Source organism: Actinacidiphila bryophytorum (assembly GCF_016916835.1).
Classification (GTDB): domain Bacteria; phylum Actinomycetota; class Actinomycetes; order Streptomycetales; family Streptomycetaceae; genus Actinacidiphila; species Actinacidiphila bryophytorum.
This window is the reverse complement of record NZ_JAFFIX010000005.1, coordinates 373,862-400,045: the sequence shown is the minus strand read 5'-3', so window position 1 is coordinate 400,045 and position 26,184 is coordinate 373,862. Positions and strand designations below refer to the sequence as shown.

Genomic DNA, 26,184 nt, shown 5'->3' with positions numbered 1-26,184 from the left:
ACTCCGGCTTCCTCGCCCTCGACGAGGACGGCACCGCCTGCTCCTCCGACTACTACCTGCGCCTGACCGGCGACGGCGGCCGCATGCTCAAGGGCCAGATCGCCCTCACCGCGACCAGGCCCACCCAGCCGGTGGTCGGCGGCGGCGACACCGTACCGCCGAGCGCCCCCGGGTCGCTGCACTCCACCGGGCACACCGACACCACCGTCGCCCTGGCCTGGACCGCGGCGACCGACAACGTCGGCGTCACCGGCTACCGGGTCCGCCGGGTCAGCGGCGGCACCGGCACCCAGGTCGGCACCACCTCGGGCACCTCCTTCACCGTCACCGGGCTGACCCCGCAGACCGCCTGCACCTTCGACGTCCTCGCGCTCGACGCGGCAGGCGGGGTGTCCCAGCCCTCCAACCAGGTCACCGTCACCACCGACGGCACCGCCGCCGGCACCGACCTGGCCCTGCACAAGCCCACGTCGGAGAGCAGCCACACCCAGGTCTACGGCTCGGGCAACGCCGTCGACGGCGACCAGAACACGTACTGGGAGAGCGCCAACAACGCCTTCCCGCAGTGGCTCCAGGTCGACCTGGGCGGCGCCGCCACCGTCAAGCGGATCGTCGTGGACCTGCCGCCGTCCACCGCGTGGGCCACCCGCAGCCAGACCATCGCCGTCCAGGGCAGCACCGACGGCGGCACCTTCAGCACGCTGCTGTCCGCCGCCGCCCACACCTTCGACCCGGCGGCCGGCAACACCTCGACGCTCACCCTGCCGAGTGCGGTGACCACCCGCTACGTCCGGCTGGTGTTCACCGCCAACACCGGGTGGCCCGCGGGGCAGGCGTCCGGGCTGCACGTCTTCAACGCCTGACCCGCGGCCCGGCGGCCTGCCTTCGCGGCATGTCGTGCGGCTCGCCGTGCGGCTTCTCGCCTGGCGGCGGTTCGGCGGGGACGCCATCCCCCGGCCGTACCGCCGCCCCGGGCGGTCTCAGCGCAGGATGCCCGCCTCCCGTGCGGCTTTCAGCCACGACGGGAACTCGGTCAGGATCCGGTCGTACAGCTCGGCGTCCGAGAGCGTGGCGATGTCGTCCACCGCGAAGAAGCCGACGTTGTCCACCCGCCGGCCGCCCATCGTGTCGAAGCGTTCGAGGATGCCGTAGTTGGAGTGGCCAAGGCCCACGAACTGCCAGAAGATCGGCTCCTCCACCGCCGCCCGCAGCTGCTGCTCGATCTCGGCGTTGCGGTGCACACCGCCGTCGGAGAAGAACAGCACGAACGTCGGCTCATGCGACGGCTCAGAGCGGACGAAGTCCCGCACCTGCGCGATGACCTTCTGCTCCTCGTTCTGGATGCCGACCGCCCGCATGTCCACCTGGCCCGGCTGCAGTCCGCGCGGCGCCTTCTTACGGCGCCCGAACAGCACCAGCTCGCCGATCCGCACATGCAGCGCGATCCACTGCGGCAGCTCGCCCAGGGTCAGCGGGGGCAGCCGGGCCGGGTTGCTGGCGAACGTCCAGGCCTGCATCGAGCCGTCGCTGCTCAGCTGGGCCGCGACCGCCGCCATCCGCTCCACCACGCCGGCGACCACACCGCCCGCGTACAGCTTCGCCATCGAGCCGGACGCGTCGAGGACCAGCACGATACGGGCGGTCGCGCCCTCGGCGCCGTGCTTGCGCAGGCTCACCGCGACCTGCTCCTTGCGCAGGGAGAGGCGCTTGCGCATGTCGACGGGCAGGTTCTCCTCGCCCTTGACCATGCGCGGGGCGCCCCCGGGCGCGGGTGCGGGAGCCGGGGGTGGCGGCGGGGGAGCCGGGGTGCCGTACGGGTTGCCGTACGAGGGCGGGGGCGGCAGCGGTGCCGCGGGGCCCGTCGGTGCGGGCGGCGGCGGGGGGTACGCGCCCGGCGCGGGCCGGCCTTGCGCGGGGTAACCGCCCTGCGCCGGGTACGCCGACGGGGGCGGCGGGGCGGCCGGGGGCGCGGGCGGTGCCGCCGGGGGCCGCTGGTAGACGGGCGGCGGGGGCGGGGTCTGGGTCTGGGGTGCCGCGGGGCGCGGTGCCGCCGGGGTGTGCGCGGCGGCCTGGTCCTCGTCCACCGTGATCCCGAAGTCCGTCGCGAGCCCCGCGAGCCCGGCCGCGTACCCCTGCCCGATCGCCCGGAAGCGCCAGCCGCCGTCCCGCCGGTACAGCTCGCCGCCGACCAGGGCCGTCTCGGTCGCCGCCGTGAAGTCGAAGTGCGCCAGCTCCTCGGACGTCGCGACGTCCACCAGCCGCAGCCCCAGCCCGGACAGCGCACCGAAGGTCCCGGTGTCCACCGAGGCGGCCAGCACCACCCGGTCCACCACCGCCTCAAGCCCTGCCAGGTCCACCTCGACGGCGTCCGTCACCGTACCGCCGGCCGCCCCCTGCTTGCCCATGTGCCGCACGGCGCCCGACGCGTGGCGCGGCTGGTTGTAGAAGACGAAGTCGTCGTCGCCGCGCACCTTCCCCTCCCGGGTCAGCAGCAGCGCGGACGCGTCCGGGTCCGTCCTCCCGGGCGGCCCCGCGGCCCAGGTCAGCACCACCCGGACGGCGGCGGCGGTGACCGGCGTGTTGGCACCCTTGCTCAGCGGCTTCGACGTCATGCGGCAAGTCTGCCCCGCCCGGCCCCCGTACGCCGAGGGTTCCGCGGCACCGACCCGCACTCCCCGCGGGCTGCGGGGACCTCACTAGGCTGGGGCCATGCAGTCGTACACCATCGGGCAGGCCGCCCGCCTGCTCGGCGTCAGCCCGGACACCGCCCGCCGCTGGGCCGACGCCGGCCGGGTCGCCACCCACCGCGACGACACCGGCCGCCGGCTGATCTACGGCCGCGACCTGGCCGCCTTCTCCGTCGAGATCGCCCACAACGACGACGCCGAGACCTCCCGCACCTCGGTGCGCAACGCCTTCCCCGGCATCGTGACCGCGGTCAAACTCGGCGACGTCGCCGCGCAGGTCGAGATCCAGGCGGGACCGCACCGGCTGGTCTCGCTGGTCACCCGTGAGGCCGTCGAGGAACTCGGCCTCGAAGTCGGCGCGGAGGCCGTCGCCCGCGTGAAGTCGACCAGCGTGCACATCGACCGTGCCTGACGCCCCCTTCTCCGTCTGACGCCCTCTTCACCCCCCTTCACCCCTCTTCGCCCCTCCTTCACCCTCCTTCACCCTCGGAGTACGCACATGACCACCGTCGCCGTCACCGGTGCGACCGGAAAGACCGGCCGGGTCGTCGTCACCGGCCTGCTGGAGCACGGCATCGACGTCCTGGCCGTCGACGTCGCCGTCAGCGCCGCCGCACGCGCGGAGTTCGACGCCCTCGGCGTCCCGCTGACGCGGGCCGACCTCACCGACTACGGGCAGGCCGTCGACGCGCTCGCCGGCGCCGACTCGGTGATCCACCTGGCCAACATCCCGGCCCCCGGCCTCGCCCCGGCCGCGCACACCCTCACCACCAACACCGCGATGAACGACAACGTCTTCCTCGCCGCCGCCCGGCTCAAGCTCTCCCGGGTCGTGTGGGCCTCCAGCGAGACCACCCTCGGCCTGCCCTTCGACGTACCGCCGCGCTACGCCCCCGTCGACGAGGACCACTACCCGTACCCCACCACCACCTACGCCCTGTCCAAGGTCGCGGGCGAGACCACCGCTGCCCACATCGCCGAGTGGTCCGGCATCCCCTTCGTCGCGCTGCGGCTGTCCAACGTCCACACCCCGGAGGACTACGCCCGGGTCCCCGGCTACTGGGCCGACGCCCGCTCCCGCCGCTGGAACCTGTGGGGCTACGTCGACGCCCGCGACGTCGCCGCCGCCTGCCGCCAGGCACTCACCGCGCCGGTCACCGGCGCGCAGAGCTTCGTCATCGCCGCCGCCGACACGATCATGAACCGCCCCTCGGCGGAACTCCTCGCCGAGGTCTTCCCCGGCGTGCGGCTGACCCGCGAGATCGGCACGTACGAGACGCTGCTGGGCATCGACCGCGCCCGCGAGGTCCTCGGCTACCAGCCGCAGCACTCCTGGCGGGACGCCGTCGACGCCACGTGAGCCGCCGGCGCTACTTGAGCAGCCGGGACATCCGGCGGTCGGCCAGCGGCTTGCCGCCGGTCTGGCAGGTCGGGCAGTACTGCAGGGACGAGTCGCGGTAGGACACCTCCCGGATGGTGTCCCCGCACACCGGGCACGGCTCGCCCTTGCGCCCGTGCACCCGAAGCCCGCTCTTCTTCTCCGCCTTCAGGTCCCGCAGCGGCAGCCCCCGCGACCGCTCGACCGCGTCGGCCAGCGTCGCCCCCGTCACCTCGTACAGCCGCGCCACCTCCTCCGGCGTGAGCGCCGAGGCCAGCTTGAACGGTGACATCTTCGCCGCGTGCAGGATCTCGTCGGAGTACGCGTTGCCGATCCCGGCGATCACGCTCTGGTCCCGCAGCACCCCCTTGATCTGCCGCCGCTCCCCCCGCAGCAGCCCCGCGAACAGCTCCGGCGTGAAGTCCGCCCCCAGCGGGTCGGGCCCGAGCCGCGCGATCCCCGGCACCTCCTGCGGGTCCCGCACGACATAGACCGCCAGGTGCTTCTGCGTCCCGGCCTCCGTGACGTCGAACCCCGCCCCGCCCACCAGCCGCACCCGCAGCGCCAGCGGCCCCTTCCCCGGCCGCGGCGGCACCTCCGGCACCTCCTCCTTCCACCGCACCCACCCGCCCCTGGCCAGATGCATCACCAGCCACACATCCCCACCCCGAAACCCCAGGAACTTCCCGAACCTCCCCACCTCCCCAACAGCCCGCCCCTCCAACACCCCCACGGGCGGCTCATACGTCTTGAGCGCATGCACCCCCACGGCATACACCCGCTCCACCACCCCCCCACCCACCCGCTCCCGCAAAAACCCCACCAACGACTCAACCTCAGGCAATTCCGGCATCCCCCCAGTCTGCCTCTTCCCCCCGCCGACCGGGACCCTGGGACCCTCAGGCCCACACCATTGCCTGCGGCTCCCAGACCAGTCCCCTGGCGGCCCCGGTGAGGAGCGGGTCCGCGAAGCCCGTGACGACCGCCATCACCTCGGTGAACCGTTCGGGGTGCTGGGCGGCTGCGGAGCCCTGGCGGCGCAGCCAGGCGCTGTAGGGAGCCTGGCGACGGGTCGGCAGGTCGGTGATCGCGCTGCTGAGCGGGCGCAGCCGGATGGCGCGATGGTCAGCGGTCGCGGTGAGCGCGTCGCTCAGTTCGTCTCCGTCCAGCCGGTGCCGGGTGACGAGCTGGTAGATGTCCGCGTAGTCCCGGTCCCGGGTGTTGAGATCCCCGAGAGCCACCGCTGTCGACAGCTTCTCCGCGATGACGGTGGCGATCGGGTAGCCGTGAACCGCGAAGGACGACCCGCCCAGCACCTGCGGGTAGTCGATCACCCTCGGCCCGGGGGTCACCGGGTCGCCGAAACTGACGTCGAGCTGGAGCTTGAGCTTCGCCCGGCTGAGGCTTGCCGCCATGGCCAGCCGGAGTCCGTGGTACTCGTCGTCCTGGCGGATGGGCACGGTGGACAGGCTCGCGGGGTCGAACACGACCCCGTCGTCGGCTTCGACGGCGGCGATCGCCGCGATACGGCGGGTGGTCTCGGCTTCGTCGCCCGAGAAGGAGCGGCCGAGGATGTCGATGTCCCGGGTCATGCGCCGGGCGCCGAACTGGGAGAGCAGAAGGCCGCCCTTGAGCACGAAGTGCCGCCCGCCCTCGGGGTGGTTGCTCAGCCGGAACAAGAAGCGTTCCAGGACGTATTCGAGCATGAGCTGGTCGCTCGGCCGTCCGGTGCGGCGGGCGAGGTTGCGCAGGTCGTTGTAGATGCGGCCGGCGGTGGTGTCGCGGCTGGGACCGGGCATCAGGCGAGCACCGCCTCGATGGCCGGACGGATGGCCGACAGTGCGCCCAGTGTCCGGGCGGCGTCCTGGAGGTCGGCGACGCCGCCCTGGCCGTATCGGCGCAGGTAGCGGTTGAGGGCGCCGAGGGCCAGCGGTCGGCCGGCGGTGCCGCCGAGGCGCATGGCGTCGACGACCGAGCGTGCGGGGCTGTAGACGGGGATGTCCTCGCCCGGAGCGGCCTCGAACCGGCTGATCGCGTAACCGAAGGTGTCCGACGCGTACTGCGATGTCCTGGTCGGCGGGTGGGCGATCGCCGGGCGGTGCGTGCCGCGCGGCACCGCGATGTGGACCTCGTGCGGGATGTCGTCGATCAGCTCGTGCAGTGCCAGCGCGGACTCCCCGCACACGACCGCGTGCGGGGCACGGGCGCAGACCGCGAGGAGGTCGATGTGAGCCGTCGGCGCAGCATCGGCCCGACGGTGGACACCGCGGGAGATCTCCTCGATCTCCTCGGCGGAAGCCAGCACCCCCAGGTCCCGCGAGAGCAGCCCGACAGCACGTGCCTGACGCGAGGTGAACGTCGCAGGCAACCTCGCCAGGCGCTGCATGAGGCGGTCAGTGACTTCTGCCATGTATCAAATCCTACCCAGTCAGACCGTAAGTGGGAAGGATTTGATACACCCGCCAGTCGGGAGGACCAAAGCGGAGATGCCGTCGCCCATGGTAGAAGCCATGGCCTGACCTGGCTCATGCGCTGCCACTCCTCGCCAGGAGCCGCCGTCCAGCTCGCCTCAGCCCTCGTCGCGCCGTGCCACTGCTCCGGTCCCCCCGCAGTCATCTGCAGATTCCTCCGGGACCGACCTGTCAGCAGCTGAACGGTCGTGACTGCCGCGGCACAGCTCGTCCTGGACCCTCCGCCACGCACGGATGATCGGTGGCACTTTCGACAGCACCTCGCCAACCTGTGTCAGCACCAAGGTGAGGCTTTATTGCGGCGTCGACGATCGTGGGCCAGCCAGGCATGCCGAAGTGGTCCGTGGCCTTGAAGACGCCAGTGGCCGCCCGATGCAGAAGGGCGACGCGCCAGCCCTGCCGACGCATCAACTCCTGCGTAGTCCAGACGTAGCAGAACAGGCCCGCCTCTGAGAGCACGGCCCGCACGCGAACTCAGACCGCTCGCCGACGAGCGAAGATCCTGTTACGAGCTCTTAGCCTCTTGCTGGTCCGCTGCCCGCGATGCGGTTTCCGGCGTGGGCTCAGAACGGCGGCTCGGTAGACCAGGGAGCTTGCGAAGCGGGGAGTTCGCGCTCCCTCGGGCGGTCCTGAAGCACCTCCACAGCCTGCTCGATCCGGCCGAGGTCGATGAGAAGGCCGGCCAGGGCGAACGCGTTGCTCAGCCGGCCCGGTTGGAGGACGGCGACGGCTTCTTCCAACCGGCCGTCCTCGGCGAGCAGTTCGGCCAGGGCCGACGTGACGTACCAGGCATCGCGCTGCGGGTGTGCGCGGACCAGCTCGATCGCCTCGTCCCGGCGGCCGCACAGGGCCAGCAGAGGAAGCCGCAGTTGGAAGAACTCCCACTCCTCCCTTCCGTCCCACTGCTCCTTGAGCGCGTCGAGGAACGCCAGTCCCTCCGCCGCGCGCCCGTGGTCGGCGTACAGGGTGCAGAGGGTGTGCACGATCCAGTCGTCCGGGTGCTCGTCCGCAAGGGCGCGCATGACCTTGATCGCCTCGTCGCTGCGGCCGTGCCGGACCAAAAGCCGCGCCAGGTCCACAGCTCCGTGGAACCGGCGGGCGGTTGAGCCGTCCGGTTGCCGGCACACAGCGACCGCGGCCTCGATGTCGCCGTGTTCCTCCAGGACCTCCGCAAGCCGCCGGGCAGCCAGGCCATGGCCGTCGACGACCGCGTAGGCCCGCAGTTCCTCCAGCATGTTGTGCGCCGCGAGGAGGTCCGCGAGCTGATCACGGTTGTTGAGTGATGTGGAGGAGCGTGTGTTCAGTAGGAGGATCGCGTCGTCGAGGCGCCCCTGGCTTTCCCGGATCGCGGCGAGGGCGCGAACTGCGCTGTCGCGATCGGTGCTGTGGCGGCACCACGAGTCCTCACACCCATGGTCCTTGGTGAGGAGAGCGGCGAGAAGGTCGGCGGCGTCTTCCTCACGGCCTGCGCTCGTGGCGACTTCGGGCAGGGCCTCGACGAGGAACCAGTCGTCGAGTCCCGTGCTGAGTATCTCGAATGCCTCGTCTGCATGACCGTGGCGGGCGAAGAGGCGTGCGGCGAACTCGAGGGGCAGCCGCCCAGTCCGGGCGTGCGGCCGAACCAGGGTGACGGCTTCCGCCGCCCGACCCCACTGTTCCAGGAGCTTGGCCTTCGCCTGGATGGCGGGCCACCAGCCCGTTGCTGCGTATGGGGCGAGTACTTCCAAGGCCTCCGCCTGCCGCCCCTCGCCGCCGCACTGGCGGGCCCACTCCCGTGCGCAGAACCACTCCCCTTCGTCGGCCAGAGCCCGGACTTCTTCCTCGTGACCGAGCGCCAGAAGGCGGGAGACCGTGGAAGGGGGGATGCATCCAGACAGGGTCCGGGCCTGGCGTTCGAGTTCTGCGGCCTCCATAGACGCGCACCCTAGCCGCCACATCGCCTCTGCCACCCGCCCGCGGGTGCGGCTTCGGCTGCGGCGCCGCGTCTTGCTCTCAACACTCCGCCGTGACCGGTTCTCCTGGGCGGACGGAAGCGGGATCGGGGTCCGGCACTCCTGGGAGTGACGGACCCCGATGGGTTGTCAGCAAAAGGCCCCGGGCAGAGGGGTCGTGGACCCCGGCTTAGATGTCGAAGTACAGCTCGAACTCGTGCGGGTGGGGGCGGAGCTGGATCGGGGCGATTTCGTTCGTGCGCTTGAAGTCGATCCAGGTCTCGATCAGGTCGGCGGTGAAGACGCCGCCGGCCTGGAGGTACTCGTTGTCGTTCTCCAGGGCGGTCAGGACGGCCGGGAGGGAGGTGGGGACCTGGGGGACGCCGGCGTGCTCCTCGGGGGCCAGCTCGTAGAGGTCCTTGTCGATCGGCTCGGCCGGCTCGATCTTGTTCTTGACGCCGTCGAGGCCCGCCAGGAGGAGGGCGGAGAAGGCGAGGTAGGGGTTCGAGGACGGGTCGGGGGCGCGGAACTCGACGCGCTTGGCCTTCGGGTTGGAGCCCGTGATCGGGATGCGCATCGCGGCGGAACGGTTGCGCTGCGAGTAGACCAGGTTGACCGGGGCCTCGAAGCCGGGGACCAGGCGGTGGTAGGAGTTCACCGTCGGGTTGGTGAAGGCCAGCAGGGAGGGGGCGTGCTTGAGGATGCCGCCGATGTAGTAGCGGGCGGTGTCGGACAGGCCCGCGTAGCCCTGCTCGTCGTAGAAGAGCGGGGTGCCGCCCTGCCAGAGCGACTGGTGGACGTGCATGCCGGAGCCGTTGTCACCGAAGATCGGCTTGGGCATGAAGGTCGCGGTCTTGCCGTTGCGCCAGGCGACGTTCTTCACGATGTACTTGAAGAGCATCAGGTCGTCGGCGGCGGCCAGCAGGGTGTTGAACTTGTAGTTGATCTCGGCCTGGCCCGCGGTGCCGACCTCGTGGTGCTGGCGCTCGACCTGGAGGCCGGCCGCTTCGAGTTCGAGGCTGATCTCGGCGCGCAGGTCGGCGAAGTGGTCGACCGGCGGGGCGGGGAAGTAGCCGCCCTTGTAGCGGACCTTGTAGCCGCGGTTGTTCTCCAGGGCGCCGGTGTTCCAGGCGCCGGCCTCGGAGTCGATGTGGTAGAAGGACTCGTTCGAGGAGGTCTGGAAGCGCACGTTGTCGAAGACGTAGAACTCCGCCTCCGGGCCGAAGTACGCGGTGTCCGCGACGCCGGTGGACGCCAGGTAGGCCTCGGCCTTCTTCGCCACGTTCCGCGGGTCGCGGCTGTACTGCTCGCCGGTGATCGGGTCGTGGATGAAGAAGTTGATGTTGAGCGTCTTGTCCTTGCGGAAGGGGTCGACCCGGGCCGTGGACAGGTCGGCGCGCAGCGCCATGTCCGACTCGTGGATGGCCTGGAAGCCGCGGATGGACGAGCCGTCGAAGGCGAGTTCCTCGCTCGGGTCGAACGTCGAGACCGGGACCGTGAAGTGCTGCATCACACCGGGCAGGTCGCAGAACCGGACGTCGACGAACTTGACGCCCTCGTCCGAGATGAACTTGTTGACGTCGTCGGCGTTCTGGAACATCCAACTCCTCCTAGGCCCGGCCCGCGGGTCGGGTTGGCGATCGAGGTGCGGCCAGTGCGGTGGCGCACACTGCCCTGACCTTAGGGATCAGGGGTTTCTCCAGCATGACCCATTTGTTTCGTACACGTTAACCGCGACGCCGCAAGGGTGGTCCCCACCCGCGGGCACTGGGCCGTACGGGGGTTACCGTGGACGGGTGGACAACAGGGAAGTAATCGGATCGTGGCTGTCGGGGCCGCGTGCGGCCGCCGAGAAGATGGGCGCGGACTTCGGGTACCGGGGCGAGCGGCTCGGTCTGCCCAAGGACGGCCCCGGATCCATCGCACCGGTCGGCAGGCGGGTCGCCGCACTGTTCATCGACTGGATTCTGAGCGCGTTGATCGCATACGGCCTGATCGCGCACCGTGACCTTGCACAGGCGAACAACTGGGCGCTGGTCGTGTTCGCGGCGGTGAGCGTGATCGGCCTGGGGCTCGTCGGCAGCACACCGGGCAAGATGATCATGCGGCTGCGGGTCGTCCAGGCGGACGGCAGCCGGCTCAGCCCGCTCGGCGCGGCCCTGCGGACGCTGCTGCTGGTCCTGGTCGTCCCGGCCGTCGTGTTCGACCGCGACACCCGCGGCCTGCACGACAGGGCCGTGAAGGCCGTCCAGGTCCGGATCTGAGCGGATCTGAACGGATCCGACCGGAACTGACCGGATCGGGAAGCGGACCGAGCAGCCGGCCCGAGGAAGGGTGCGCAGACACGAAGAGGGCGCCCCCCCGCAGCGGGGGGGGCGCCCTCTTCACGTACCGACAGGCGTCAGCGGCCCTTCGGCATGCGCATGCCCTTGGGCATCGGACCCTTCGGGATCGGCATGTTCGACATCAGGTCGCCCAGCGCCTTGAGGCGGTCGTTGACCTCGGTGGTCTTGGGGCCGCTCAGGGTGCGGGGGAGCCGCAGCAGGGTGGTGCGCAGCTTCTTCAGCGGCAGCTCGCCCTCCCCGTTGCCGACGATGAAGTCGTGGACCGGCACGTCGTAGACGACCCGGGAGACCTTCTTCTTCTCGTTGGCCAGCAGGCCCTTGACCCGGTTGGGGTTGCCCTCGCCGACCAGCACCACACCCGCCTTGCCGACCGCCCGGTGAACGACGTCCTGGCTCTTGTTCATGCCCACCGCCGGCGTCACCGTCCAGCCGCGGCCGACGTTCTGCAGCACGGCGGCAGCCGCGCCAGGCTTGCCCTCCAGCTGTCCGAAGGCGGCCCGCTCGGCACGGCGGCCGAAGACCACGGCCATCGCGAGCAGCGCCAGCAGGAATCCCAGGATTCCGGCCCAGATGGGATGATCGATCAAGAAGCCGAGGGCGAGGATGACACCGAAGGTGACGATTCCCACAGCCGCAATGACAAGCCCGATCGTGGAGTCGGCCTGCCTGGTCATCTTGTAGGTCTGAGCGATCTGTGCCAGTCGCCCAGGGTTCTCGGATGTTTCCTTCCTCGCCATGTGGCAAAGGATACGTGGCCGCCCGCTCACCCGTCACCGCGCCCGCCCGCAGGCGGCCCGCACGGTGACCCACCGGGGTCAGTCGCGTACGGCGTCCCCGGGCGCTCCGGTCAGCAGGGCCGCCATCTCGTGCTCGGCCTCCCTGCGGTCCTTGGCGCGCTGGCGGTCAGCGACGACCGACGCCCAGGCGTTGCGGCGGGCGGTCTGCTGGCCGCCGCGCAGCAGAAAGGATTCGACGGCGCGCAGCGCCCCGGCGACCGGGGTGTGCGTGGGCAGCTGGAAGTGCGGACGGGCGTGGACCGACTCGGACGGCATGGCGTCCCCCTCAATGGCAACGAGCGCAAAGGCAACGAGACGAACCGGACGTGCTGTGCGGTGAAACCAGGCTCGCCACAATGTGTTACCAGCCGGTGACCACCCGGTCAATCTCACATGAAAGCCTCAGCGGCGCCCGCACCCCGCCCCGCCAGGTCACTCGTCCGGCAGCCGCGTACGGCCGGGTGAGGGGATTCACACCCCACCCGGGGCCGCACCGGGGGCCGCCTGCCACGGACCGCCACGCCACGGCGCGGGGAGCGTTACGCCCGAGCCGCCGCGCCCAGCTCCTGGCGGCGGTCCACCGCCTGCTGGAAGAGCCGGCCGGCCCGGTAGGACGAACGGACCAGCGGCCCGGACATCACGCCCGCGTAGCCGATCTCCTCGGCCTCCTCCTTCAGCTCCACGAACTCGGCCGGCTTCACCCACCGCTCCACCGGGTGGTGCCGCACGGACGGCCGCAGGTACTGGGTGATGGTGATCAGCTCGCAGCCCGCGTCGTGCAGGTCGTGCAGCGCCTGGCTGATCTCCTCGCGCTCCTCGCCCATGCCCAGGATCAGGTTGGACTTGGTGACCAGGCCCGCCTCCCGCGCCCGGGTGATGACCTCCAGGGAGCGCTCGTAGCGGAAGCCGGGGCGGATGCGCTTGAAGATCCGCGGCACCGTCTCGACGTTGTGCGCCAGCACCTCGGGGCGGGCGCCGAAGACCTCGGCGAGCTGCGCGGGCTCGGCGTTGAAGTCGGGGATCAGCAGCTCGACCTTGGTACGCCCGGCGGCCCGGTCCGCGGTCATCGCGTGGATCTGCCGGACGGTCTCGGCGTACAGCCACGCGCCGCCGTCGTCGAGGTCGTCACGGGCGACGCCGGTGATCGTGGCGTAGTTCAGGTCCATCGTGACGACGGACTCGCCGACCCTGCGCGGCTCGTCGCGGTCCAGCGCCTGCGGCTTGCCGGTGTCGATCTGGCAGAAGTCGCAGCGCCGGGTGCACTGGTCGCCGCCGATGAGGAAGGTCGCCTCGCGGTCCTCCCAGCACTCGTAGATGTTGGGACAGCCCGCCTCCTGGCACACCGTGTGCAGGCCCTCGCTTTTGACGAGCTTCTGCATCTGGGTGTACTCGGGACCCATCTTCGCCCGGGTCTTGATCCACTCGGGCTTGCGCTCGATGGGGGTCTGGCTGTTGCGGACCTCCAGGCGCAGCATCTTGCGTCCGTCGGGTGCGACTGCGGACACGACCGGCTCCCTAAAGCTGAGATTGTGCCTACGGCTTAGATTCTTCGGTAAACGCCAGGGTACGCCCCGGAATTCCTAGACGGCGCGCGGAAGCAGGACGGCGGAGCCCAGCACCGCCGCCAGGTGCTTCTCGACCACCGGCAGCGCCTCGGCGACGCCGACGTCCCGGCCCAGCTCCTCCGACAGCGACGTGACGCCCGCGTCCCTGATGCCGCACGGCACGATCCGGTCGAACCAGGTGGTGTCGGGGTTGCAGTTCAGGGCGAAGCCATGCATGGTCACGCCCTTGGCGACGCGGATGCCGATGGCCGCGAGCTTGCGGTCCTCGCGGCGCTGGCCCGCGTTGGAGGGGGCGTACTCCGGGCCGTTCAGCCGCGGGTCGAACTCCTCGTCGGCCAGCCGCGGGTCGAAGTCCAGCGTGAGCCCGCCCGACGCCATGCCTGAGGCCGGCACCGGGTCGCCCAGCACCCACACACCCGAGCGGCCCTCGACCCGGCTGGTCTCCAGGCCGAACTCCGCCGCCGTGCGGATCAGCGCGTCCTCCAGCCGCCGCACATGGGCGACCACGTCGACCGGGCGGGGCAGCTTCATGATCGGGTAGCCCACCAGCTGGCCGGGGCCGTGCCAGGTGATCTTGCCGCCGCGGTCCACGTCCACCACGGGAGTGCCGTCCAGCGGGCGCTCGTTGTCCGCGGTACGCCGGCCCGCCGTGTAGACCGGCGGGTGCTCGAGCAGCAGGCAGGTGTCGGGGACCTCGTCGGCGAAACGGGCCGCGTGCACAGTGCGCTGCCTTTGCCACGCCTCCGTGTACTCCACCGCGTCGGCCCCGAAACCCAGGTGAACGAACTGCAGCTCACTCACGACACGACTCCTCTGCTGTGCGATACGCGCCCCTGCAACTGTACGGCGGCGCGCCGCGGCCACCCCCGGCGGGCGGCGCCGGCCCGCGCCATACCACGGCGGCTTGCGCCGGTGCGGGCCGCTTACCCGGCAATGATGACTGTTGTCGCTCAATCGGACGAATATGCGGCTCTTGCAGTGAGCTGGGCGGCGCTGACCGTTACATTCACGCCGATCTGAAGACCCTGCAGAGGAAGTGGGCCGCACCGCCGATGACGGACCGTGCCACGCAGCGAACCCCGAACGGACCCTCCGCCGGCCCGGCCGACCGGCCACCGCACGACCCGCCCGGCGGCCCCGACGAAGCGGCCGGCGACGCCCCCGACGGTACGCCCGGAGCCCCGGGCACGGCCCCGGTCCCGGGTACGGACAGGGTTTCCGGTGCGGAGGCGGGCGCGGATACGGAAGGCGCGCGGGCCGGCCGGCAGAACCGGCGCAACACCCTGCTCGCCGCCCTCATCGCCGAGGCCGGCTTCTCGCACGCGGGCCTCGCCCGCCGCGTCGACCGGCTCGGCCAGGAACACGGGCTCGACCTGCGCTACGACAAGACGTCCGTGACCCGCTGGCTGCGCGGCCAGCAGCCGCGCGGCACCTCGCCCGCCCTCATCGCCGAGGTCTTCACCCAGCGGCTCGGCCGCCGGCTGTCCGCGCAGGACCTCGGCCTCGACGCGTGCGCACCGGTCTACGCCGGGCTCGAATACGCCGCGTCCGCCGCGGAAGCCGTCGACATCGTCAGCGGGCTGTGGCGCAAGGACACCGGCAACCAGGCCGAGCTGCGCAAGATCGCCTTCAGCCCGGCAGGGCTCGTCGTGCCCAGCAGGGACTGGCTGATCGGCTCCGCCGACGACACGGTCACCCGCAAGGGGCACCTGCGGGTCCCCGCACAGACCCGCGGCACCCCGCGGACCGGGCAGGACTTACGTCCCGCGCCGCCGGTCGCCGCGCCCGGCGGCCGGGTCGGGAGCGGCGACATCGCCGCGCTGCGCGCCGTCGGCGACCTCTTCCGCACCCTCGACCACGCCTACGGAGGCGGGCACGCCCGCCAGGCCCTCGTCCGCTACCTCGAACACGAAGCCGAGCCGATGCTGCGCGGCAGCTACGGGGAGGCCCAGGGCCGCCGGCTCTTCGCCTCCGTCGCCGACCTGACCCGGCTGGCCGGCTGGACCTCCTACGACATCGGCGCGCACGGGCTCGCACAGCGCTACTTCGTCCAGTCGCTGCGGCTCACCCAGGCCGCGGGCGACCGGGTCCACGGGGGGTACGTCCTGGTCACCATGAGCCGCCAGGCGGTCTACCTCGGGCACGGGCGCGAAGCCGTCCAACTGGCCAGGGTCGCCCAGCAGGGCATCGGCACGGGGGCGCCCGCGGCGGTGCAGGCGCTCATGCACGCGGCCGAGGCCCGCGGGCACGGGGTGCTCGGCGAGACCCGGGCGTGCACGGCCGCGCTCGCCCGGGCCGAGCGGGCCTTCTCCGCCGCCCGGCCCGGCGACGAACTCCCCTCCTGGGCGCGCTTCTTCGACGAGGCGCAGCTCGCGGACGAGTTCGCGCACTGCCACCGGGATCTGCAGCAGCACCGGGCGGCCGTTCAGCAGGCTGAACGGTCGCTGCAGTTGCGCGGGGCCGGGTACGCGCGGAGCCGGCTCTTCTGCCGGGCCGTTCTCGCCACGTCCCGGCTTGCCCTCGGGGAGGTCGAGGCGGCCTGTGCGCTTGGGGCGGACGTCGTCCGCCAGGCCGCGGACATGCGGTCTTTCCGTGCCGCGGAATATGCGCGCGATTTCGCGCGCCGGCTCGAGCCGTACCGCGACACGGCTGCCGCCCGGGCCTTCTTCGCCCAGGCTGCAAGCCTGGGCTCCCCCCTCTGACCCCCACCGGGGCAACCCGCCCCCGATCCCCGGGACCTCCCCCCGGTGGCGGGCCGGCCGCGCAGTTCCGCCCCCAGAGCTTCGCCTGGGGGTGCCCCCAGCGCCTCCTGGGTGGTTGCCACGCGCGGTGGCGTTGCTTTCTTTCCGCCCGTTCGGGCGGGACGCGCAGTTCCCCGCGCCCCTGAAAAACGCTCACCCTCCTGCGCAGAGGGCGCCGCCTGAAAGCGCCGCCTCTGCCCGTGAGGGCAACCATCAGGGGCGCGGGGAACGGCGCGCGCAAACACAACGGACCGTCGTGTGGAGACGGCAGCCACCACTGCGGACCGGTGTGTGGAGACGGCGGTCACTACTCCAGGGCGCGCGCCGGAGGCGTTAGGCGGCGGCCCGGTGAGGGGGGGAAGTGGAGCGGGTGAGGTCGGTGAGGATCGTGGTGGTGGCCCGGCGGGCCGAGAAGAGGGCGCCCTGGAGGGTGCTGGTGGTGCGGTGGGAGCCGCAGACGTAGAGGCCCTGGAGGACGCGCACGGGGCGCCGAAGGTCGTGCGGGGCCGGCATGGCGGCGACGGCCTCGGGGTCCGAGTGGATCCCGAGCAGCTCCCACCCGTCCGTACTCACCTCGTACAGCTCCGCGAGATGCGCCCGCACCGACTTGTCGGAGTCGCCGTCGGGGGGCGGCCCCAGCACCACGGAGGTGATGAGGGGGCGCCCGCCGGGCGCGCGGGTGGGGTCGACCGCCGCGGCCGGCAGGGTGTGCGAGACCGGCCCGAGGCGGTCCGCGTCGAGGACCAGGACGGGTTCGCGCAACGGCGCGACCGGCGCCGTGTGGTGGAAGACGGTGACCTGGTGGAAGGCCGGCACCCGCAGCCCTGGCAGCAGGCGGGCGGCGGCCCGCGCACCGGTGGCCACCAGCACGGCCCGGCAGGGCAGTTCGCCGCCGCCCGCGACCCGTACGCTGCGGACGGCGACCCGCACCGCGGGTGTGCCCAGCCGTACGGTGCCCGGCGGCAGGGCCGCCGCGAGGCGTTCCGGCAGGCCGGCCGAGCCGCCTGCCGGCAGGCATGTGCGGCCGCGTGCGAAACCGCGCAGCACCAGGTCGGCGGCCCGGCTGGACGTCTGCAGTTCCGGGTCGCACAGCAGCGCGGCCAGCAGCGGCCGCAGGAAGCCCTCGACGGTGCGCGGTGCGAAGCCGCGCCCGCTGAGCGCCCGCGCGGCGGTGGTCTCGGGGCGGGCGGCCAGCCGCAGGTCGGGTGTGCCGGCGAGCCGGTTGAGCGTGGCGGCGAGCCGTGCCCGGTCCAGTGCGGAGCCGAACGCCGCCCGGGCGCCCCGCTGGTCGCCGACCCGGTAGCCGCGGCCGCCGGCCCGTACGAGTGCGCCGGGTGCCAGCGGGGCGAGCGGCAGGCCGCGCAGGCCCCTGGTGCGGTGCAGTTCGGGGTAGGACGTGTTGAGCAGGTGCGGCCTGCGGTCCAGCCGGAAGCCGGCGACCTCGTCGGTGGCCATCCGGCCGCCGACGCGTTCCGCGGCCTCCAGCACGGTGACCGTCAGGCCCGCGTCGAGCAGGTGGTGCGCGGCGGCGAGCCCGGCCGCCCCGGCTCCGATCACGATGACGTCCACAGGTGCTGGCGTGGTCTTGCGACGTGCTGGCAGAAGCACGATTCCCTCCCCGAGGTCGGGCCTACTCCCCGCTCGTGGTATGGGTCATGCCCCCATCAAAGGCATCTGATGCGGTCGTAACCGGTCCGATCCGGCCTTATCCCGTACGCAATGCAGCCGAGATGGCCTGCTCGATCCGGGGGTACGCGAACGTGAAGCCGGACTCCAGCAGCCGCTTGGGGCGCACCCGCTGACTGCCCAGCACATCCCCGGCGAACTCGCCCAGCGCCGCCCGCAGGACCGGCGCGGGGACGGTGGCGAGCGTCGGCCGGTGCAGGACGCGGCCCATGGCGGCGGTGACCTCACGGTTCGTCAGCGGCTCCGGGGCCGTCAGATTCACCGGGCCGGACAGCGCGGGGGTGTCGAGGATGTGCCGCAGTGCCGCGATCTCGTCCTGCAGCGCGATGAAGCTCCAGAACTGCCGGCCATTGCCGAGCCGGCCGCCCAGGCCCGCCTTGAACAGCGGGAAGAGCCGCCCCCACGCGCCGCCGCCGCGGGCCACGACCAGGCCCGTACGGGCGAAGGCGGTACGGACGCCGGCCGCCGCGGCAGGTTCTGCCGCGGCCTCCCAGTCCCGGACCAGCTCGGCGAGGAAGCCGGTGCCGGCCGGGCTGTCCTCGTCCACCCAGCGGTCGGCGGTGTCGCCGTAGTAGCCGATCGCGGTGCCGCACAGCAGCACGGACGGGGGCGTGTCCATGGCTGCGACCGCCGCGGCGACCGTCGCCGTGCCCAGGACGCGGCTCTCGTACAGCTCCGTCTTCCGCGCGGCGGTCCAGCGGCGGTCGCCGACGCCGGCGCCCGCCAGATGCACGACGGCGCCGCACCCCTTCAGTTTGCCGGGGTCCAGCGCCCTTGCCTTCGGGTCCCACTGCACCTCGTCCGGTGCGGCTGTCTCGCGCCGCACCAGGCGGACGACTTCGTGGCCGTCGCCGGCCAGTGCGGTGGTGAGGGCACCACCGATCAGCCCGGACGCGCCTGTGACGGCAATACGCATGCCACCATCCTGCCCCAAGGGGCACGTTTCCGCGGGCCGCGGTGGCTTGTGCGGTGCCCTTGCGCAGGGCGGCGAGCGTTTTTCAGGGGCGCGGGGAACTGCGCGCCCCGCCCCCACCGGGGCGCGGGTCGTCTCCGTCCGAAGGGGGCTGTTCGGTTCGTGCCGGACCACCGGCCGGTGGGCGGCTGGGCGCGCAGTTCCCCGCGCCCCTGGGGGTGCGGCCCCGCCGAAAGGCGCACCCCCCCGCAGGGGAGCCCACCGCTAGGCCGTGTTTTGGAAGTAGGGCCGTCCGCCCACAGGGCGGGCCCCGCGGCGTCTGGTGCGTGCGATCGCAAGGCGGAGGGTCGTCCTCGTAGTGGGCCTACTCGGACGACTCCGACAACGCAGCGAGCGTGCGTGCCAGGCGTCGCGGGGCAGGCGGGACTTCCAAAACACGGCCTAGGTGAAGCGGGACCAGAGTTGGGGGAAGCGCGCCGCCATGGCGGACTCGTCGTCGAAGTCGAGGGGCTCGCCCTCGGGCCGGTCCTGGACGGGAAGCCCGAGCTCGGGCAGGCGGACACCGGTCAGCTGCTCGTACGCCTCGTCGGCCGCATAGCCGACATCCTCCGCGTCGCCGTCGGTGTCGGCGTCGAAGTCGGTGAGGAGGAAGGCGAGGTCGTCGGGGGAGTGCAGGGCGCCCTCGAAGACGTGCCGGCCCTGGCCGATGAGCCAGCAGCGGAAGTAGTCGAAGGACTCCTCGTCCGCGCCGCCGAGCATGATGTCGGCGGCGCCCCACAGGTCCCAGCGGAAGGCCCGGATGAAGCGGGTCTCGAAGTGCCGGGCGAAGTCGATGACCGCCTCGGGGTCGAGCTGGGCAAGACGCTCGACGAGCAGGTCGGCATGGTCCTCCGGATCGCCGCCCGCGGCCTCGCGCGTACTGTCGACGATCTCCCAGAACTGCGTCTCGTCCATCACCCGTACAGCTTCCCGGTTGCCGGGGGCGGGCGCACGCCCTGTCAGCCGGATGCGTCCGTGTCGTTACGCACTCCGCCCTAGCGGCGCACGCGCAGGCGGAGGCGGAAGCGGACGGTCCGGTGGAGGGGGCGGAAGCCCAGCGCGGTGTTGACCGCGAGCAGGTGGCGGTTGTCGTCGGGGACGCGGGTGTGGATCTCGGCCAGGTCGGGCTGGGCCGCGGGCAGCCTGCGCAGCATCTCGGCCTTCATCCACAGGCCGAGCCCGTTTCCGCGGTGGGCGGGCACGACCGCGGTGTCGTACTGCTGGGCGCGCCTGGTGCCGTCACCGGGGAGCAGGACGGTGGTGTAGCCGGCGATGCCGTCGTCGTCGTGGAGTGCGGCGACGGTCAGCAGCCGGTCGCCGCGGCGGGCGGCCAGCTCGGCGGTCTCGTGGACGGCGGCCGGGTCCCAGCGGGTGTCGGCCGCGTCCGGGCCGGCGGCGGGTGCGGGCAGGGCGCGCAGGGCGTCGAGGAAGCCGTCGGCGAGGGTCTCGGGGGCGGCGCCCTCCCACCCGGTGAGGCGGTAGCCGGGGTGGGGGACGTCGGGGAGTTTGCCGACGGGTGCCGGGATGTCGTCGAGGGGGAGCCGCTGCCAGGTCATGCGGGCGAAGGGCACGAAGTCGCGGGTGGCGAGGAAGCCCTCGCCGGGGGTGCCGGCGACCGCTTCCGCGGTGAGGGTGCCGCAACCGGCGGCGGTGGCGGCCTCGGTGACGGTGGCGAGCAGCCGGGAGCCCGTGCCGAGCCTGCGGTGGGCGGGGTGGACGGTCATCTGGATGTCGGCGTGCCCGCCGGCCGCGGTGGCGCCGTGCAGCCGCAGCAGGGCCGTCGCGACGGGCTCGTCGCCCGAGCCGCGCAGCAGCCACAGGACCAGCCGCCGCCGGCGGGGGCCCGTGGTGGTCAGCCCGGCCCGTACCGCCGCCTGCGAGGGCACCGGCTCACCGGGCCGGTCGTGCGCGAGCGCGGCGGACTGCACTCGGTACCAGGCGCGGATGTCCTCGGCGGTGGGAGCCGTCAGAGGGCTGGGGTTGGCAGGCATCCGGGGGAACTTAACCGGTACTTGTAGGTGCCCGCAATCCCTTTCGCGCCAGTAGGTTTGGCCGACTCCGGGGTTTCACAGGTTTCTTGCGCACTGCTGGGCACCAAAGGCCTCCGCCGCCACGGGAATTGGGGTGAACCCCACCCGTGACGGCGGTGACGTGCCTGCGGCGCACCGCAGTCGGGCCGGCGCCGGGGCGGTCAGAGCCCGTAGCGCTCGGCCGCCTCCTTGACCGTGGCGGTCTCCACCTCGCCGCGGCGGGCGAGGGCGGCGAGCGCCTGGACGGTCAGCGACTGCGGGTCCACCCCGAAGTGGCGGCGGGCGGCGTCGCGGGTGTCCGACAGGCCGAAGCCGTCGGTGCCGACCGACGTCCAGTCCTGCTCGACCCACGGCGCGATCTGGTCGGGCACCGCCCGCATCCAGTCGCTGACGGCGACCACGGGACCCGGTGCGCTCTCCAGCGCGCGGGTCACGTACGGGGTGCGCTCCTCGCCGCGCAGCCGGGCCGCGTCGCACTCCAGCGCGTCGCGGCGCAGCTCGGTCCAGGACGGCGCCGACCACACGTCGGCGGCCACGCCCCAGTCCTCGGCCAGCAGCCGCTGCGCGTCCAGCGCCCAGTGGATCGCGGTGCCGGAGGCCAGCAGCTGCAGCCGCGGGGCGCCGGGCGCCGGGTCCGCGGCGGCCTGGTAGCGGTAGAGGCCCTTGAGGATGCCCTCCTCGACGCCGGCCGGCATCGCGGGCTGCACCTTCGGCTCGTTGTAGACCGTCAGGTAGTAGAAGACGTCCTCGGCCTCGGGGCCGTACATCCGCCGCAGGCCCTCGCGGACGATCACCGCGACCTCGTACGCGAACGCCGGGTCGTAGGAGAGCGCCGCCGGGTTGGTGGAGGCGATCAGGTGCGAGTGGCCGTCGGCGTGCTGCAGGCCCTCGCCGGTCATCGTGGTGCGCCCCGCGGTCGCGCCGATCACGAACCCGCGGCCCAACTGGTCGGCGAGTGCCCAGAACTGGTCGGCGGTGCGCTGGAAGCCGAACATCGAGTAGAAGATGTAGAACGGGATCATCGGCTCGCCGTGGGTGGCGTACGCCGTGGCCGCCGCGGTGAAGTCGGCGAGCGAACCGGCCTCGGTGATCCCCTCGTTGAGGATCTGGCCGTCCTTCGCCTCCTTGTAGTACAGCAGTTGGTCGCGGTCGACCGGATCGTAGGTCTGGCCGCGGGGCGAGTACAGGCCCGCGGACGGGAAGAGCGACTCCATGCCGAAGGTGCGGGCCTCGTCGGGGACGATCGGCACCCAGCGGCGGCCGGTCTCCTTCTCCCGCATCAGGTCCTTGACCAGCCGCACGAAGGCCATCGTGGTGGCGATCTCCTGCGTGCCCGAGCCCTTCTCCAGGCTCGCGTAGGCCTTGTCGGGCGGCAGCGGCAGCGGTTTGGCGACCACCTTGCGGGCCGGGGCGGGGCCGCCGAGGGCCGCGCGCCGCTCGCGCAGGTAGCGCATCTCGGGCGAGTCCTCGCCGGGGTGCCAGTACGGGACGGTGTCCCCGGCGAGCGCGCTGTCGGGGATCGGCAGCTCCAGCAGGTCGCGCATCACGCGGAACTGCTCGTTGGTGAGCTTCTTCATCTGGTGGTTGGCGTTGCGCGACTCGAAGCCGGCGCCCAGGGTGTAGCCCTTGACCGTCTGGGCGAGCACCACGGTCGGTGCGCCCTTGTGGTCCAGGGCGGCGCGGTAGGCCGCGTACACCTTGCGCGGCTCGTGCCCGGCGCGCGAGGTCTGGAACAGCTCCAGCAGCCTGGCGTCGGAGAGCCGGCCGCCGATGGTGCGCAGCGCGGGGTCCGCGCCGAAGAAGTGCTCGCGGATGTAGGCCGCGTCGCGGGTGGCGTACGTCTGGAACTGCGCGTCGGGCACCTCGCGCAGCCGCCGCAGCAGCGCGCCGTCCACGTCCTGCGCGAGCACCTCGTCCCAGGCCGCGCCCCACAGCGCCTTGACCACGTTCCAGCCGGCCGCGCGGAACTGCGACTCCAGCTCCTGCACGATCTTGAAGTTGGGGCGGACCGGGCCGTCGAGCCGCTGCAGGTTGCAGTTGATCACGAAGGTCAGGTTGTCCAGGCCCTCGCGGCCGGCCAGCGCCAGGGCGGCCGTCGACTCGGGCTCGTCCATCTCGCCGTCGCCGAGGAAGGCCCACACGTGCGAGTCGGAGGTGTCCTTGATGCCGCGGTGCTCCAGGTAGCGGTTGAAGCGCGCCTGGTAGATCGCCGACAGCGGGCCGAGGCCCATCGAGACGGTGGGGAACTCCCACAGCCAGGGCAGCCGGCGCGGGTGCGGGTACGAGGGCAGGCCGTCGCCGCCGGCCTCCTGCCGGAAGCGGTCGAGCTGCTCCTGCGAGAGCCGGCCGTCCAGGAAGGCGCGGGCGTAGACACCGGGGGAGGCGTGGCCCTGGATGTAGAGCTGGTCGCCGGAGCCCGTGCCCTCCTTGCCGCGGAAGAAGTGCTGGAAGCCGGTCTCGTACAGCCAGGCCGCCGACGCGAAGGTCGCGATGTGGCCGCCGAGGCCGAGCTTGCTGCCGCGGGTCACCATGGCGGCGGCGTTCCACCGGTTCCATGCGGTGATCCGGGCCTCGATCGCCTCGTCGCCCGGGTAGGCGGGCTCGGCGGAGGTCGGGATGGTGTTGATGTACTCCGTCTCCAGGAGCGAGGGCAGCGCTATGCCGTCGGCGCTCGCGCCTTCCAGCGTTCTGCGCATCAGATACGCGGCCCTGTGCGGTCCGGCGGCCTTGGTGACGGCGTCGAGCGACGCGAGCCACTCGGTGGTCTCTTCCGGGTCGCGGTCCGGGATCTGATCGAGCTGACTCGGCCGGGTACGGCCAACGGCGTCAGGCATGGGGTGCCGCCTTCCGAACGGAGGGGGGGTGGTGAGTGCGAGTGATGAGTCGGCAGACAGGGCTCGCCCTCCGCGACCCACGATACGTCCGCGATCGATGATCGATCAATCGTTGCGGACGCCCAATTCCAAGTCGGCACGGCGTGCCAGCCTCGGCGGCACCCCGTGCCAGACCTCAGGTGCCTTCGATTCCCAGGGTGTGGCTCAGACCTGCGGGGCGCAGCTGAGGACGTGCGACTTGATCAGCGCGCAGATCCGGGGGTCGCGCCGGGTGAAGGCGTCCACGATGTCCTGGTGCTCGGCGGCGTACGCGCGCGGCGCCGGGCTGAGCCAGCGGATGGACAGCGTCGTCCACACCTCGATGCCCAGCGACTCCCACGCGTGCAGCAGCACCGCGTTGTCCGCCGCGCGGACCAGCTCGTGGTGGAAGGCCACGGTGTGCCGCACCTGCGCCTCGCCGTCCAGGCCCGCGTCCGCCACCCGCAGCGCCGCCACCTCGCGCTCCAGCGCCGAGGGGTCGGCTGCCAGCCGCTCCGCCGCCAGCTCGGCCGCGACCTGTTCGAGCCCGGCCCGCACCGGATAGCTCTCCTTGAGGTCCGCCGCGGTCAGCCCGCGCACCCGCACACCCTTGTTCGGCGCGGACTCGATCAGCCGCAGCGTCTCCAGCTCCCGCAGCGCCTCCCGTACCGGCGTCTGGCTGACCTGCAGCTCCACCGCGATCCGCCGCTCCACGATCCGCTCGCCCGGCTTCCAGCGCCCGCTGACGATCCCCTCGAGGATGTGCTCGCGGATCTGCTCGCGGAGGCTGTGCACGACCAGGTGGGGGACGGCGGCAGGGGCCATGGGGCGCGCTCCTTCACGTGTTGCGTGCCTTAGACGATACGACGCGGAAGCAACCGTGCCTCCCCGCCGTCCGCGCAGGCACGCAGCGGCGCCCCCGCCCCGGAGTACCGGGGCGGGGGCGCCGAGTGCCGTACGGCGGTCCTGCGGGGCCGTTACAAACCCAGCTCGACCTCGAACTCGCCGGCTTCGAGGATCTCCTTGACCGCCGTCAGGTAGCGGGCCGCGTCGGCACCGTCCACCAGCCGGTGGTCGTAGGACAGCGACAGGAACGTCATGTCGCGCACCCCGATGACCGTGCCCTCAGGGGTCTCCACGACCACCGGGCGCTTGACGGTCGCGCCGATACCCAGGATGGCGGCCTGGTTCGGCGGCACGATGACGGTGTCGAACAGCGCGCCGCGCGACCCGGTGTTGCTGATGGTGAAGGTCGCACCGGCCAGGTCGTCGGGGGTGATCCTGCTGGCCCGGACGTTGGCCGCCAGCTCCGCGGTCTTCTTGGCGATACCGGCGATGTTCAGGTCGCCCGCACCCTTGATGACCGGGGTCATCAGACCCTTCTCGGAGTCCACCGCGATCCCGATGTTCTCGGAGTCGAAGTAGGTGATCGTGCCCTCGTCCTCGTTGATCCTGGCGTTGATCACCGGGTGCGCCTTGAGGGCCTGGGCCGCGGCCTTGACGTAGAACGGCATCGGCGACAGCTTGACGCCCTCGCGGGCGGCGAACGCCTCCTTGGCCTGGGCGCGCAGCCGCATGACGCGGGTGACGTCCACCTCGACGACGCTGGTGAGCTGCGCCTGCGAGTGCAGGGCCTTCATCATGTTCTCGCCGATGACCTTGCGCATCCGGGTCATCTTGACCGTCTGGCCGCGCAGCGGGGACACCGCGGGCGCGGGCTTCGGGGCGGCCGCGGCAGCCGGGGCCGCCTTGGACGCGGCGGCGGCAGCGGCCTTCGCGGCCTCGGCGGCGGCGAGGACGTCCTGCTTGCGGATCCGCCCGCCGACGCCCGTGCCCTGCACGGAGCCGAGGTTCACGCCGTTCTCCGCGGCGAGCTTGCGGACCAGCGGGGTCACGTACGCGCCCTCGTCGCCGGCTGCGGCGGCCGGAGCGGGAGCCGCGGGGGTGACCGGGGCCGGGGCGGCCGGGGCAGGTGCCGGGGCCGCAGGAGCGGGCGCGGCGGCGGCCGGCGCGGGGGCCGGGGGCGCCACCGGCGCGGGTGCGGGGGCAGCCGGAGCGGCGGCCGGGGCAGGGGCGGGCGCGGCAGGAGCGGGCGCCGCGGCCGGGGCGGCACCGGCCGCACCGATCACCGCGAGCCGGGCGCCGACCTCGGCCGTACCGTCCTCCTCGACCAGGATCTCCAGCAGCGTGCCCGCCACCGGCGAGGGGATCTCGGTGTCGACCTTGTCGGTCGAGACCTCCAGCAGCGGCTCGTCGGCCTCGACGCTCTCGCCGACCGCCTTCAGCCAGCGCGTCACCGTGCCCTCGGTGACGGACTCGCCGAGCGCGGGCAGCACCACGTCGGTGCCTGCGGCGCCGGACGCGCCCGCAGCCGCCTGCGCGGTCGGGGCGGGAGCCGGGGCCGCGGCCTCGGTGGACGGCGCGACCTGAGCCGGGGCGGGCTCGGCGGCAGGCGCCGGGGCAGGGGCCGGCTCGGCAGCCGGTGCGGGGGCCGCGGCCGGTGCACCGGTGCCGTCGTCGATGACGGCAAGCTCGGCGCCGACCTCGACCGTCTCGTCCTCGGCGACCTTGATGGACGCGAGCACGCCCGACGCGGGCGAGGGGATCTCGGTGTCGACCTTGTCGGTCGAGACCTCGAGCAGCGGCTCGTCGGCCTCGACGCGCTCACCCTCGGCCTTGAGCCAGCGGGTGACGGTGCCCTCGGTCACGCTCTCGCCGAGCGCCGGCAGGGTTACGGAAACCGCCATGGTTGCGGTTACTCCTCACGATC

Annotated in this window: 22 protein-coding genes; 5 read left to right on the top strand and 17 right to left on the bottom strand. The window is 72.5% G+C overall.

Annotated features, from left to right (window positions below; genetic code table 11):
- Positions 1-863, top strand: an 863-nt coding sequence (locus JT723_RS10990) for a discoidin domain-containing protein (protein WP_205044335.1), incomplete at its 5' end; no start/stop codon positions are given.
- Between the two features lie 117 nt (positions 864-980).
- On the opposite strand, the gene JT723_RS10985 is transcribed toward JT723_RS10990, so the two are convergent.
- Positions 981-2,612, bottom strand: a complete 1,632-nt coding sequence (locus JT723_RS10985; RefSeq protein ID WP_205044334.1) for a VWA domain-containing protein — start codon at positions 2,610-2,612, stop codon at positions 981-983.
- A gap of 97 nt (positions 2,613-2,709) precedes the next feature.
- Between JT723_RS10985 and JT723_RS10980 the strand changes: the two genes are divergently transcribed.
- Together JT723_RS10980 and JT723_RS10975 are read left to right on the top strand one after the other, a co-directional pair.
- Positions 2,710-3,099 carry a TOBE domain-containing protein gene (locus tag JT723_RS10980; RefSeq protein ID WP_205044333.1) on the top strand — a complete coding sequence of 130 codons (390 nt, stop codon included), beginning with the start codon at positions 2,710-2,712 and terminating at the stop codon, positions 3,097-3,099.
- Positions 3,100-3,186: 87 nt separating this feature from the next.
- On the top strand, positions 3,187-4,047 hold the full coding sequence (locus tag JT723_RS10975; RefSeq protein WP_205044332.1) for an NAD-dependent epimerase/dehydratase family protein: 861 nt from the start codon (positions 3,187-3,189) through the stop codon (positions 4,045-4,047).
- A gap of 10 nt (positions 4,048-4,057) precedes the next feature.
- Here JT723_RS10975 and JT723_RS10970 read toward each other — a convergent pair whose 3' ends face one another.
- From JT723_RS10970 to glnA, 5 genes are all read right to left on the bottom strand, one after another.
- Positions 4,058-4,918 carry an Fpg/Nei family DNA glycosylase gene (locus JT723_RS10970; RefSeq protein ID WP_205044331.1) on the bottom strand — a complete coding sequence of 287 codons (861 nt, stop codon included), beginning with the start codon at positions 4,916-4,918 and terminating at the stop codon, positions 4,058-4,060.
- 46 nt (positions 4,919-4,964) lie between these two features.
- Complete coding sequence (locus JT723_RS10965) at positions 4,965-5,864, bottom strand: nucleotidyl transferase AbiEii/AbiGii toxin family protein (RefSeq protein WP_205044330.1); 900 nt, start codon at positions 5,862-5,864, stop codon at positions 4,965-4,967.
- The gene (locus JT723_RS10960; protein ID WP_205044329.1) at positions 5,864-6,475 is read right to left on the bottom strand and encodes a type IV toxin-antitoxin system AbiEi family antitoxin domain-containing protein; all 612 of its coding nucleotides are present in this window, start codon (positions 6,473-6,475) and stop codon (positions 5,864-5,866) included. The genes JT723_RS10965 and JT723_RS10960 overlap by 1 nt, the downstream gene beginning before the upstream one ends.
- Positions 6,476-7,099: 624 nt before the next feature.
- A complete protein-coding gene (locus JT723_RS10955) occupies positions 7,100-8,449 on the bottom strand; it encodes a tetratricopeptide repeat protein (RefSeq protein ID WP_205044328.1) in 1,350 nt (449 codons plus the stop codon).
- 208 nt (positions 8,450-8,657) lie between these two features.
- Positions 8,658-10,067 (bottom strand): type I glutamate--ammonia ligase, encoded by a 1,410-nt coding sequence (gene glnA, locus JT723_RS10950; RefSeq protein WP_205044327.1) that lies wholly within the window; start codon positions 10,065-10,067, stop codon positions 8,658-8,660.
- A gap of 196 nt (positions 10,068-10,263) precedes the next feature.
- On the opposite strand from glnA, the gene JT723_RS10945 reads away from it, so the two are divergent.
- Positions 10,264-10,731 (top strand): RDD family protein, encoded by a 468-nt coding sequence (locus JT723_RS10945; RefSeq protein ID WP_205044326.1) that lies wholly within the window; start codon positions 10,264-10,266, stop codon positions 10,729-10,731.
- 137 nt (positions 10,732-10,868) lie between these two features.
- Here the strand turns inward: JT723_RS10945 and JT723_RS10940 are convergent, their stop codons facing one another.
- The 4 genes from JT723_RS10940 to lipB form a co-directional block, all read right to left on the bottom strand.
- On the bottom strand, positions 10,869-11,549 hold the full coding sequence (locus JT723_RS10940; RefSeq protein WP_205044325.1) for a DUF4191 domain-containing protein: 681 nt from the start codon (positions 11,547-11,549) through the stop codon (positions 10,869-10,871).
- A gap of 78 nt (positions 11,550-11,627) precedes the next feature.
- Positions 11,628-11,864 (bottom strand): SCO2195 family GlnR-regulated protein, encoded by a 237-nt coding sequence (locus tag JT723_RS10935; protein WP_205044324.1) that lies wholly within the window; start codon positions 11,862-11,864, stop codon positions 11,628-11,630.
- 263 nt (positions 11,865-12,127) lie between these two features.
- Complete coding sequence (lipA, locus tag JT723_RS10930; protein WP_205044323.1) at positions 12,128-13,093, bottom strand: lipoyl synthase; 966 nt, start codon at positions 13,091-13,093, stop codon at positions 12,128-12,130.
- 75 nt (positions 13,094-13,168) lie between these two features.
- On the bottom strand, positions 13,169-13,954 hold the full coding sequence (gene lipB / locus JT723_RS10925) for a lipoyl(octanoyl) transferase LipB (protein ID WP_205044322.1): 786 nt from the start codon (positions 13,952-13,954) through the stop codon (positions 13,169-13,171).
- A 251-nt stretch (positions 13,955-14,205) separates the two neighbouring features.
- Here lipB and JT723_RS10920 point away from each other — a divergent pair, with 251 nt between their 5' ends.
- Positions 14,206-15,855 carry an NsdA family TPR-like regulatory protein gene (locus tag JT723_RS10920; protein ID WP_240165371.1) on the top strand — a complete coding sequence of 550 codons (1,650 nt, stop codon included), beginning with the start codon at positions 14,206-14,208 and terminating at the stop codon, positions 15,853-15,855.
- Positions 15,856-16,227: 372 nt separating this feature from the next.
- Here the strand turns inward: JT723_RS10920 and JT723_RS10915 are convergent, their stop codons facing one another.
- The 7 genes from JT723_RS10915 to sucB all read right to left on the bottom strand — a co-directional run bounded on the left by JT723_RS10915 (position 16,228) and on the right by sucB (position 26,161).
- On the bottom strand, positions 16,228-17,502 hold the full coding sequence (locus tag JT723_RS10915) for an NAD(P)/FAD-dependent oxidoreductase (protein ID WP_265934425.1): 1,275 nt from the start codon (positions 17,500-17,502) through the stop codon (positions 16,228-16,230).
- Positions 17,503-17,599: 97 nt separating this feature from the next.
- The gene (locus JT723_RS10910; RefSeq protein ID WP_205044321.1) at positions 17,600-18,496 is read right to left on the bottom strand and encodes a TIGR01777 family oxidoreductase; all 897 of its coding nucleotides are present in this window, start codon (positions 18,494-18,496) and stop codon (positions 17,600-17,602) included.
- A gap of 438 nt (positions 18,497-18,934) precedes the next feature.
- On the bottom strand, positions 18,935-19,447 hold the full coding sequence (locus JT723_RS10905) for a DUF4240 domain-containing protein (RefSeq protein ID WP_205044320.1): 513 nt from the start codon (positions 19,445-19,447) through the stop codon (positions 18,935-18,937).
- Between the two features lie 80 nt (positions 19,448-19,527).
- Complete coding sequence (locus JT723_RS35750) at positions 19,528-20,523, bottom strand: GNAT family N-acetyltransferase (protein WP_205044319.1); 996 nt, start codon at positions 20,521-20,523, stop codon at positions 19,528-19,530.
- Between the two features lie 200 nt (positions 20,524-20,723).
- A complete protein-coding gene (aceE, locus tag JT723_RS10895; RefSeq protein WP_205044318.1) occupies positions 20,724-23,396 on the bottom strand; it encodes a pyruvate dehydrogenase (acetyl-transferring), homodimeric type in 2,673 nt (890 codons plus the stop codon).
- 204 nt (positions 23,397-23,600) lie between these two features.
- A complete protein-coding gene (locus JT723_RS10890; RefSeq protein ID WP_205044317.1) occupies positions 23,601-24,239 on the bottom strand; it encodes a GntR family transcriptional regulator in 639 nt (212 codons plus the stop codon).
- Between the two features lie 152 nt (positions 24,240-24,391).
- Complete coding sequence (sucB, locus tag JT723_RS10885) at positions 24,392-26,161, bottom strand: 2-oxoglutarate dehydrogenase, E2 component, dihydrolipoamide succinyltransferase (RefSeq protein ID WP_205044316.1); 1,770 nt, start codon at positions 26,159-26,161, stop codon at positions 24,392-24,394.
- Between the last annotated feature and the right edge of the window lie 23 nt (positions 26,162-26,184).

What these genes read in the sequence shown, in the direction of transcription:
- JT723_RS10960 (WP_205044329.1), bottom strand. Translation starts at nt 6,475, where the DNA reads ATGGCAGAAGTCACTGACCGCCTCATGCAGCGCCTGGCGAGGTTGCCT.
- aceE (WP_205044318.1), bottom strand. Translation starts at nt 23,396, where the DNA reads ATGCCTGACGCCGTTGGCCGTACCCGGCCGAGTCAGCTCGATCAGATC.
- JT723_RS10970 (WP_205044331.1), bottom strand. Translation starts at nt 4,918, where the DNA reads ATGCCGGAATTGCCTGAGGTTGAGTCGTTGGTGGGGTTTTTGCGGGAG.
- sucB (WP_205044316.1), bottom strand. Translation starts at nt 26,161, where the DNA reads ATGGCGGTTTCCGTAACCCTGCCGGCGCTCGGCGAGAGCGTGACCGAG.
- JT723_RS10910 (WP_205044321.1), bottom strand. Translation starts at nt 18,496, where the DNA reads ATGCGTATTGCCGTCACAGGCGCGTCCGGGCTGATCGGTGGTGCCCTC.
- JT723_RS10985 (WP_205044334.1), bottom strand. Translation starts at nt 2,612, where the DNA reads ATGACGTCGAAGCCGCTGAGCAAGGGTGCCAACACGCCGGTCACCGCC.
- JT723_RS10965 (WP_205044330.1), bottom strand. Translation starts at nt 5,864, where the DNA reads ATGCCCGGTCCCAGCCGCGACACCACCGCCGGCCGCATCTACAACGAC.
- JT723_RS10905 (WP_205044320.1), bottom strand. Translation starts at nt 19,447, where the DNA reads ATGGACGAGACGCAGTTCTGGGAGATCGTCGACAGTACGCGCGAGGCC.
- JT723_RS10890 (WP_205044317.1), bottom strand. Translation starts at nt 24,239, where the DNA reads ATGGCCCCTGCCGCCGTCCCCCACCTGGTCGTGCACAGCCTCCGCGAG.
- glnA (WP_205044327.1), bottom strand. Translation starts at nt 10,067, where the DNA reads ATGTTCCAGAACGCCGACGACGTCAACAAGTTCATCTCGGACGAGGGC.
- JT723_RS10980 (WP_205044333.1), top strand. Translation starts at nt 2,710, where the DNA reads ATGCAGTCGTACACCATCGGGCAGGCCGCCCGCCTGCTCGGCGTCAGC.
- JT723_RS10955 (WP_205044328.1), bottom strand. Translation starts at nt 8,449, where the DNA reads ATGGAGGCCGCAGAACTCGAACGCCAGGCCCGGACCCTGTCTGGATGC.
- JT723_RS35750 (WP_205044319.1), bottom strand. Translation starts at nt 20,523, where the DNA reads ATGCCTGCCAACCCCAGCCCTCTGACGGCTCCCACCGCCGAGGACATC.
- JT723_RS10975 (WP_205044332.1), top strand. Translation starts at nt 3,187, where the DNA reads ATGACCACCGTCGCCGTCACCGGTGCGACCGGAAAGACCGGCCGGGTC.
- JT723_RS10935 (WP_205044324.1), bottom strand. Translation starts at nt 11,864, where the DNA reads ATGCCGTCCGAGTCGGTCCACGCCCGTCCGCACTTCCAGCTGCCCACG.
- JT723_RS10920 (WP_240165371.1), top strand. Translation starts at nt 14,206, where the DNA reads ATGACGGACCGTGCCACGCAGCGAACCCCGAACGGACCCTCCGCCGGC.
- JT723_RS10940 (WP_205044325.1), bottom strand. Translation starts at nt 11,549, where the DNA reads ATGGCGAGGAAGGAAACATCCGAGAACCCTGGGCGACTGGCACAGATC.